At 71.5% G+C, this 9,300-nt stretch carries 7 protein-coding genes and 1 pseudogene; 2 read left to right on the forward strand and 6 right to left on the reverse strand.

Annotated elements, in window-relative coordinates:
• Window positions 1-189: pseudogene (locus ACFVYK_RS37235) on the reverse strand (methylmalonyl-CoA carboxyltransferase); the annotation flags it as partial.
• 405 nt (window positions 190-594) lie between these two features.
• Here ACFVYK_RS37235 and ACFVYK_RS37240 point away from each other — a divergent pair.
• Window positions 595-1,206, forward strand: a complete 612-nt coding sequence (locus ACFVYK_RS37240; protein ID WP_389781171.1) for a YceI family protein — start codon at window positions 595-597, stop codon at window positions 1,204-1,206.
• A gap of 93 nt (window positions 1,207-1,299) precedes the next feature.
• Window positions 1,300-1,938, forward strand: coding sequence for a hypothetical protein (locus ACFVYK_RS37245; RefSeq protein ID WP_389781172.1), 639 nt, complete (start codon window positions 1,300-1,302; stop codon window positions 1,936-1,938).
• Window positions 1,939-2,724: 786 nt separating this feature from the next.
• Here ACFVYK_RS37245 and ACFVYK_RS37250 read toward each other — a convergent pair.
• The 5 genes from ACFVYK_RS37250 to ACFVYK_RS37270 form a co-directional block, all read right to left on the reverse strand.
• On the reverse strand, window positions 2,725-4,107 hold the full coding sequence (locus ACFVYK_RS37250; protein ID WP_389781173.1) for a hypothetical protein: 1,383 nt from the start codon (window positions 4,105-4,107) through the stop codon (window positions 2,725-2,727).
• 53 nt (window positions 4,108-4,160) lie between these two features.
• Window positions 4,161-5,765, reverse strand: coding sequence for a citramalate synthase (cimA, locus tag ACFVYK_RS37255; protein ID WP_389781174.1), 1,605 nt, complete (start codon window positions 5,763-5,765; stop codon window positions 4,161-4,163).
• Between the two features lie 491 nt (window positions 5,766-6,256).
• On the reverse strand, window positions 6,257-7,345 hold the full coding sequence (locus ACFVYK_RS37260) for a branched-chain amino acid aminotransferase (protein WP_389781175.1): 1,089 nt from the start codon (window positions 7,343-7,345) through the stop codon (window positions 6,257-6,259).
• Between the two features lie 276 nt (window positions 7,346-7,621).
• Window positions 7,622-8,665 (reverse strand): 3-isopropylmalate dehydrogenase, encoded by a 1,044-nt coding sequence (locus ACFVYK_RS37265; protein WP_389781176.1) that lies wholly within the window; start codon window positions 8,663-8,665, stop codon window positions 7,622-7,624.
• Between the two features lie 173 nt (window positions 8,666-8,838).
• Window positions 8,839-8,970, reverse strand: coding sequence for a hypothetical protein (locus ACFVYK_RS37270; RefSeq protein ID WP_015493350.1), 132 nt, complete (start codon window positions 8,968-8,970; stop codon window positions 8,839-8,841).
• Window positions 8,971-9,300 lie beyond the last annotated feature (330 nt).

Genomic DNA, 9,300 nt, shown 5'->3' on the forward strand with positions numbered 1-9,300 from the left:
CACCAGCAGCCCGATCCGCTCCCGGGCGGTCAGCTTGCCCTTGGCGTGCTGCGCCTGGGTCGCCTTCTCGCTCGGGCCGGCCAGCGCCTGGGCGCGGATCTCGTGCAGCTCGGCCACGCGGCCGCGCGCGTCCGAGGGCTCCGTGCTCTCCGCGGTCGGCTCACCCGTCGTCTCTTCCAAAACGGTCATGTAGTGACCTTACGAAGCCCGCCAAGGAAAGAGTGACGTCGACTCCGTACAGTCCTCGGAGCGTTTTCCTGGTACCCCTGAACAGAACCGGGTCGCCATGCAGCCGTTCCGACTGCTCAGGGGGCCGCGGGCTTGTCGGGGTCGCACAAACCCGCCTGCCGAGACCCGGCTCACATTCGACGCCGCACATGCCCTCCCCGGGGTGAACGGCAGCGCCGGACGGCGGTCCGCCGGACCGCGGCGACGGGCCTGACCCGCGGCGGCCGGACGACGGTCTCCCGGCGGCGCGGGAGAATCCTTTGCCGGATTAAGTTGAAACTTGAACGGAATGGAGTTACGGTCGTCCTTGTCGACCTCGTTGAAGATTAAACATCTTCGATCTTCCTCGTCCCCAAGGAGCACGTCATGGGCATCTTCGGCCGCAAGAACACCGACGAGACCGCCGCCGTCGCCACCGGCGTCGCGGTGAACCCGCAGCTCGCCGCCCTGACCGGCGAGTACGCGATCGACCCCGCGCACTCGACGATCGGCTTCACCGCCCGCCACGCGATGGTCACCAACGTCAAGGGCCGGTTCACCGACTTCACCGGCTCGCTGCGGCTGGACGGCGTCGACCCGTCCCGGTCGACCGCCTCCATCGACGTCACGATGGACAGCATCGACACCGGGTCCGCCGACCGCGACGGCCACCTCAAGAGCGCGGACTTCTTCAAGACCGACGAGTTCCCGGCGATGTCCTTCCGCTCCACCTCCGCCGAGGCCCTGGGCGGCGACGACTACCGCGTCACCGGCGAGCTGAGCATTCTCGGCGTCACGAAGCCGCTCATCATCGACCTGGAGTTCAACGGCTCCGCCAAGGACCCGTTCGGCAACGAGCGCGTCGGCTTCGAGGGCAAGGCCGAGATCCTGCGCTCGGAGTGGGGCCTGACCTGGAACGCGGCGCTGGAGACGGGCGGCGTCCTGATCTCCGACAAGATCAAGCTGAACTTCGACATCTCGGCGATCAAGAACGCGTAAGCGTGTGGCCGAATACGGCGAATACCGGCAGAAAGGGGCCGGAAGCGAAGAGCTTCCGGCCCCTTGGTGTGTCCCGTGTCACAGTCGAGAACCATGAGCATCAAGACCGGACCCCAGTACTATCCCGGCGCCAACCGCGACCACTGGTACCAGGACGACTTCGGCGGCGACCGCATGGAGGTCAACGTCGTCGTCCTGCACACCACGGAAGGCCGCTCGCTGCCCGATTACCAGGGCGGCTCGGTCGCGCCCAACCTCACGGCCGTGCCGGACCTCGCCGCCAAGCGGCTGAAGTGGTACCAGCACTTCGAGATCGACGTCTCCTCGCGCGCGCTGGCCAACCGGCGCGGCGGCGTCGAGACGAACACGCTCAACGTCTGCCAGGTGGAGCTCGTCGGGACCTGCGACCCCGAACTGCACACCAAGTGGAACACCCACGACCAGGCCCACGTCTACTGGCCCAAGGCCCCGGAGTGGGCGCTGCGCGCCGTCGCCCAGTACCTGGCCTGGATGCACCTCCACCACGACGTGCCGCTGCGCGGACCGACGCTGTGGCCCGCCTACCCGAAGTCCGCGGGCAACGGGGGCGGACAGCGGATGAGCGGCGAGCGGTGGAACGGGTTCAAGGGCGTGTGCGGGCACATGCACGTGCCCGAGAACGTCCACGGGGATCCGGGGGCGATCGACTTCGAGGCCCTGCTCGGCTTCGCCAAGTCCGCCGCCCAGGACTGACGGGGCCCGCCGCCCAGGACCGAGGCCCCGCGACCTCGGCGGCGGCGCCCTCCCGCAGGCCCGGGGTGTGCGACGGCGCGACGGAAGATCCGGGGCCGGGCCGGTCGTGCCCCCGAGGCGGCCGGCGCGGCGGTGGCGAGCCGCCGGACGGAGCCCGACGAGCCCGACGGGCCGGACGGCCTCGGCCGCGGGGCCGACGTCACCGGCTCGGCCCTCCTGGCGTCGGCGGCGGGCGTCGTCGGCCCGCCCACCGCCGGGGCCCCGCGCCGGGCGCCGTGGCAACGCGGGAGCGGGCGCAGTTCGAGCCACTCGTGGACCGGCCTTTCGCCGTCCCCCGGGGCGGCCGACGCTCACGCGCCGGCTCCAGAGGTCCGGCGGCCGCGGTTCCCCTCCGTGCTGGTGCGTCCCCCCTGTCACCGCGTTCGCCCCGGGAGCGGAGCCGCACGCCGGTTCTCGGGGTCGCCTCCCGACCGTCTTCCGGGTTCCGGCGCAGGGGCGCGCGTGGCCGGATCGGCCTCTTGTGCGGGCGACGGCCGAGTTCCCATAATCCAGCCAAGGATTTGACCTGACCATGTCACAGAATGGATGAATCTTTACGTGGGCTCTCTGCTTTGACATGGGCACGTCAGTATCGCCCAACCCCCCCGCGGGGGCAGCACTTGAAGAAGCTCCTCACGGCACGTTCACGTCCTGCGCGTCCTCCCGGAGGAGAACTCCTACCAGTCCCCCCACGGGGTTCACGGGCCCGCCGCCGCACCCCCAGGCGCCGGGCCCGTGTCCGTGCGGTCAGAACCCTCCGCCGAAGTCGCCGCCGCCTCCGCCTCCGCCGAAGTCCCCGCCCCCCGCGTCCCCGAAGCCGCCTCCGAAGTCCCCGGGGTCGAAGTCGGCGCCGGAGACGTCCCCGCCGTCGTATCCGCCGCCGAAGTCGCCGTAGCCGGCGCCGTAGTCGGCGGCGTAGGAGGGGGCGGCCATCATGGAGCCGAGCATCGTGCCGACGAGGAGGCCGGGCAGGATGCCGCCGCCGAAGTAGCCGCCCGCCCAGGGACCGTAGGCGGGGCCCGCCTCCCAGTACGGGCGGCGGCCGTAGTCGCTGTCGACCTCGCGGATCACGGGGTCTCGGCCATCGGCCAGACGGGTCGCGTCCGCCGCGCAGACCGGCACCTCGCGGGTGGCCCCGCCGGGCGGCGTCCAGGTGGCGTCGGCGACCGAGGGTCCGTGGCGGGGATCGAAGAAGCAGGGCGGACGACGCTCGGGCAACGGCCGCCCCGTCCGGCGGGCGGCGAGGGAGGCCAGCGAGAAGCGGCCGTCCTCCAGCGCCTCGGTGACTCCGCGGACGTCCTCCGGCCGGGCCGCCGCCGACATGGCCGTCTTGGCCTGCTCGTAGGCGTCCAGGGCGCGCTCGTAGTCGGCGCGCATGGCGTCGTCGGCGCCCGCCTCGGCCGGGTGGAAGTCGAGCCGGTCGAGTTCCTCGCCGAAGGCCGTGATGTCCTCGTCCACGACGACCCGCAGCCGGTCGAGAGCGGCCCGCTGTTCCTCGGCACGGCGTCGGCGGCCCCGCCGCACCAGGGTGTACGCGCCCGCCCCGCCGACCGCCAGCACCGCTCCCGCGACGATCAGCGCGGAGGACGAGATCCCCGCGCCGCTGTTCGGTGAGCCCCAGCTCGCGGGGGCCGAGCCGCCCATGTCGGTCAGGGCGCGGTCGGTGAAGTCGCCGAGCTGGGTCGCCGCGTCGCCCTCGCCGCCGACGCTGTCGACCAGGTTGCGCACGGCCGTCCGGGACAGGACGGAGGAGTCGGCGCGGGCGTCGAAGCGGTCGCCCAGGCGGATCGCGTACAGGCCGGTGACGCCGGTGGCGGTGCGCAGGTCGCTGAAGAGCCCGGCCGTGGGGTAGCCGGCCGGCAGGACGGCGACGAACAGGGGTTTGTCGGCGGCCTCGATCTGCTGCTGGAGGGCGTGCGCGTCCGCCTGGGACAGCTGTCCGGCCGCCTCGGGGTCGACGTAGACCGGGCTGCGGCGCAGCGAGTCGGCGATCGTCGAGACGCCGGTCGCCGCGGCGGCGGGCGGGGCGGTCGCCGCCCACACGGTCCACACCGTGAGGGCGACGAGCACCAGCGCGAGCAGCGGTCCGGTGCGGCCTCGGGTCCGGGGGGTCGAGAGCGCGACCTTCATACTTCGAAGCTACCCGAACCGTTCACCGAGCGGACTTCCCCGCAGCTCCGGTATCACTCCGCCGGGTCCACGCCCGCCCGCAGCAGCCCGTACGTGTACGCGTCCTCCAGGGCCTGCCAGGAGGCGGCGATGACGTTCTCCGCCACGCCGACCGTGGACCACTCCCCCGCGCCGTCGGTCGTGGAGATCAGGACGCGGGTGGTGGACTGGGTGCCGTGCACGCCCTCCAGGATGCGGACCTTGTAGTCGACCAGACCGAGCTTGGCCAGCTGGGGGTAGATCTTCTCCAGGGCCACGCGCAGGGCCCGGTCCAGGGCGTTGACCGGGCCGTTTCCCTCCGCCGTCGCGACGATGCGCTCGGCCTTGGCCCAGAGCTTCACGGTGGCCTCGTTGGCGTGGGTCCCGTCGGGGCGGTCCTCGACGATGGCGCGCCAGGACTCGACGTCGAAGTACTTCAGCGGCCTGCCCTCGACCTCGGCGCGCAGCAGCAGCTCGAAGGAGGCGTCGGCCGCCTCGTAGGTGTAGCCCTTGAGCTCGCGCTCCTTGACCCGCTCCACGACCCGGCCGACCAGTTCGCGGTCGCCGCCGAGGTCGACGCCGAGCTCCTTGCCCTTGAGCTCGACGGAGGCGCGGCCGGCCATGTCGGAGACCAGCATCCGCATGGTGTTGCCGACCTGCTCGGGGTCGATGTGCTGGTAGAGGTCGGGGTCGACCTTGATGGCCGAGGCGTGCAGCCCGGCCTTGTGGGCGAAGGCCGAGACGCCCACGTACGGCTGGTGCGTGGAGGGCGTCAGGTTGACGACCTCGGCGATGGCGTGCGAGATGCGGGTCATCTCGCGCAGCTTGCCGTCGGGCAGCACCTTCTTGCCGTACTTCAGCTCCAGGGCCGCGACCACCGGGAACAGGTTCGCGTTGCCGACCCGCTCGCCGTAGCCGTTCGCGGTGCACTGGACGTGCGTCGCGCCCGCGTCCACCGCGGCGAGGGTGTTGGCCACCGCGCAGCCGGTGTCGTCCTGGGCGTGGATGCCGAGCCGGGCGCCGGTGTCGGCGAGCACCGTCGACACCACGGCCTGGATCTGCGCCGGCAGCATTCCGCCGTTGGTGTCGCACAGGACGACCACGTCCGCGCCGGCCTCGGCGGCGGCGCGGACGACCGCCTTGGCGTACTCGGGGTTGGCGCGGTAGCCGTCGAAGAAGTGCTCGCAGTCGACGAAGACGCGACGGCCCTGGTCCTTGAGGAAGGAGACGGTGTCGCTCACCATGGCCAGGTTCTCGTCCAGGGTGGTGCGCAGAGCCAGCTCGACGTGCCGGTCGTGGGACTTCGCGACCAGGGTGATCACTCCGGCGCCCGACTCCAGCAACGCCCTGACCTGCGGGTCGTCCGCGGCCTTCGCACCCGCTCGGCGGGTCGCGCCGAAGGCGACCAGTTGGGCGTGCCGGAAGTCGATCTCCTCCTGCGCGCGGGCGAAGAACTCCGTGTCGCGCGGGTTGGCGCCGGGCCAGCCGCCCTCGATGAAGCCCACTCCGAAGTCGTCCAGGTGCCGGGCGATGGCCAGCTTGTCGGCGACGGTGAGGTTGATGCCCTCACGCTGCGCGCCGTCGCGCAGGGTGGTGTCGAAGACGTGGAAGGAATCGTCGAGTTCGCTGGGTGCGGTCATGGTCTGAAGGCTCCTGTGTCGGATCTCGGTCGTTACCGGAATGACCGGCTCCACCGTCCCCCCATGGTCCCTCGCGCTCTCGCTCCCGGCTGTGGGTGGGCCAGAAAAGCGAAAAACCCCTCGCGGGTGCGAGAGGTCTGCGCGCGGGTCGAGGACGACGATGGCCGCTCGTACCTGGTCGTACGGAGCGGTCACTGCGGACCGGCGCGCCTGCTGCCAATAATCGTGGCGAACGAGAGCACGGCGGCAGTCTGGCACAGTCCGTCGTCCTGCTCACGGGGCGTCTCAGGATGCGAACAGCGTGCTCTCACGCCTCGGTGAGGAGGCTTTCGGCGAGGGACTCCCGGAGAGATTGTCTTGAGCGCCGCTCCAAGGCGGGCGGAATGCCGAGACGACCGGACGGGCGGATCGCACAGACGGCTCAGGGCCGCCCCGGACGGGGTGGCCCTGAGCCGTGCGGTGGACGAGAACGGGCGACGCGACCGGAGCGATCAGCCGAGCCGGTGCATCCAGCCGTGCTTGTCCTCGGCCGTGCCGCGCTGGATGTCCAGCAGGGCCTGCCGCAGCCGGAGGGTGACCTCGCCGGGCTCGCCGCCCGACTGCCGCCACTCGCCGCCGGTGCGCTTGACCGTGCCGACCGGGGTGATCACGGCCGCGGTGCCGCAGGCGAAGACCTCCCGCAGTTCGCCGCTCTCGGAGTCGCGCTGCCACTGGTCGACGGAGACGCGGCCCTCCTCGGCCTCGTAGCCCAGGTCGCGGGCGACGGTGAGGAGGCTGTCGCGGGTGACGCCCTCCAGGATGGAGCCGGTCAGCGAAGGCGTGACGATCTTGTTCCCGTAGACGAAGTACAGGTTCATGCCGCCGAGCTCCTCGACCCACTTGCGCTCGACCGCGTCGAGGTAGCAGACCTGGGCGCAGCCCTGGGCGGCGGCCTCGGCCTGGGCGAGCAGGGAGGCGGCGTAGTTGCCGCCGGTCTTGGCGTCGCCCATGCCGCCGGGGACGGCGCGGACATGGTCCTCGGAGACCCAGATGGACACGGGCTTGACGCCGCCGGGGAAGTAGGCGCCGGCCGGCGAGGCGATCACGATGAAGAGGTACTCGTTGGCCGGCTTCACGCCCAGGCCCACCTCGGTCGCGATCATGAAGGGTCGCAGGTAGAGGGACTCCTCGCCGCCGTGCGCGGGCACCCAGTCCTTGTCCTGGCCGACGAGCGCGTCACAGGCCTCGATGAACGTCTCGACCGGCAGCTCCGGCATGGCCAGGCGGCGGGCGGAGCGCTGGAACCGCTTGGCGTTCTGGTCCGGGCGGAAGGTGGCGACGGAGCCGTCGGGACGGCGGTAGGCCTTCAGTCCCTCGAAGATCTCCTGCGCGTAGTGCAGGACGTTGGTCGCCGGGTCGAGGGGGATCGGCGCGTACGGAACGAGCTGGCCGTCGTGCCAGCCGCGGCCCTCGGTCCACCGGATCGTCACCATGTGGTCGGTGAAGTGGCGGCCGAAGCCGGGGTTCGCCAGGATGGCCTCCCGCTCGGCGGCGGAGAGCGGGCTGGCGGAGGGCTTGAGCTCGATCGTGGGCGTCGTCATGAGTGGTTGTCCTTCACCGGTTGGGTAGTGACGGGCCGCGCTCACGTCCGTCCGGCCACCGGCCGGTGAGAGGACGTCCGAGCATCGCCTGATACCGCGGCTCCGCGTTCGATTATCGCAAGCGGGGTCCGCGGAAGAAAACGGCGTGAAGGCGGCCCGGGGTCGATGGTGACACCCGGCCGGACGTACGAGAAGCCGCCGGGTGTGGTGCGGCCCGGCGGCTTCGTGGTGCTCCCCGGCTCCCGCGGGAGCTGAGGGGGTGCGTGGTGCGCCGGGTCAGCCGGCTACTCGGGCGGCGAGGGCGTCGCCGATCTCCGAGGTGCTGCGGGCGGGCAGCGCGCCGCGCTCCGAGAGGTCGGCGGAGACGGCGTCCTCGATGCGGACCGCCTCGGCGTCGTGGCCGAGATGGCGCAGGAGCAGGGCGACGGAGAGGACCGTGGCGGTGGGGTCCGCCTTGCCCTGGCCGGCGATGTCCGGGGCCGAGCCGTGCACCGGCTCGAACATGGACGGGAACGCGCCGGAGGGGTTGATGTTCCCGCTCGCGGCGACGCCGATGCCGCCGGAGACGGCCGCGGCGAGGTCGGTGATGATGTCGCCGAAGAGGTTGTCGGTGACGATCACGTCGAACCGGCCCGGGTCGGTGACCAGGTAGATCGTCGCGGCGTCCACGTGGATGTAGTCCGTGGTGACGTCGGGGAACTCCTCGGCCACCTTGTTGAAGACGTTCGTCCACAGGTGGCCGGCGAAGGCCAGCACGTTGTTCTTGTGGACCAGCGTGAGCTTCTTGCGGGGACGGGCCTGGGCGCGGGCGAAGGCGTCGCGGACCACGCGCTCGACGCCGAAGGCCGTGTTCACGGAGACCTCGGTGGCGACCTCGTGCGGGGTGCCCGTGCGGATCGTGCCGCCGTTGCCGGTGTAGGGGCCCTCGGTGCCCTCGCGGACCACGACGAAGTCGATCTCGGGCTGACCGGCCAGCGGAGTGGCCACACCGGGGAGCAGCTTCGAGGGACGCAGGTTGACGTGGTGGTCGAAGAGGAAGCGCAGTTTGAGCAGGAAGCCCCGCTCCAGGACGCCGGAGGGGACGCTCGGGTCGCCGATCGCGCCGAGCAGGATGGCGTCGTGCTGCTTGAGCGCCTCGGCGTCGGCGTCGGTGAGGGTCTCACCGGTGGCGTGGTAGCGCCGGGCGCCGAAGTCGTACTCCTTGGTCTCCAGCTTCACATCCTGCGGGAGGACGGCGGAGAGGACCTTGAGACCTTCGGCCACGACCTCCTGGCCGATGCCGTCACCGGGGATCACTGCGAGATTGAGGCTGCGAGACATGCGGGAACCCTACTCCTTGTCCCAGGGGATGACACGGACCGTCCGTCATGCGGACAGCGGCGTGGCGGAGCGGACGCGGGGTCCGGGGTGCGGCGCGGGGCCCGAGGTCCTGTTCGGGCGCCCGCGCAGCCCGCCGTGCGGGTGCGGCTCCCGGACTGCGGGGGGAGGCGGGCTCAGTGGCCGGTCTCGCCGCCGTTGTCGCGGCGGTCGAGGGCGCGCTGCAGGGCGGCGGCGGCGTTCTTGCGGTCGGACTCGCTCGTACGGGAGACGTGACGGACTCGGCGGCGGACGGTCGTCTCGGCCATGGGGAATCGACTCCTTCGAATGCCAGGGAGTGCCAAAGGGGTTTCGAGACTCCCCCTCTGCCTGATGGGCGGGGGGTGCCCCCAAGGGGCGGGGAGCGGACCGCAGGGGTTGCCTGCAGGGGGCCCGGCTCACGACCGCCATTCGCTGGATGGAGCGAGACGTTCGGCTCCTACAAAACTAAGCGAGGAGCACGCGCCTGTCTGCACAATTACTCGGACTTCCTACTATCTGAGACGGCGCCCCGGGGACCTAACCAGCGAAATGCCATTGACCAGTTAGACGGCCGCAGGGTGGCGCGGCCGGGCGCTTCGCCCAGGACGCGGGTAGGC

The organism is Streptomyces sp. NPDC058291, from assembly GCF_042880855.1.
Lineage (GTDB): Bacteria > Actinomycetota > Actinomycetes > Streptomycetales > Streptomycetaceae > Streptomyces.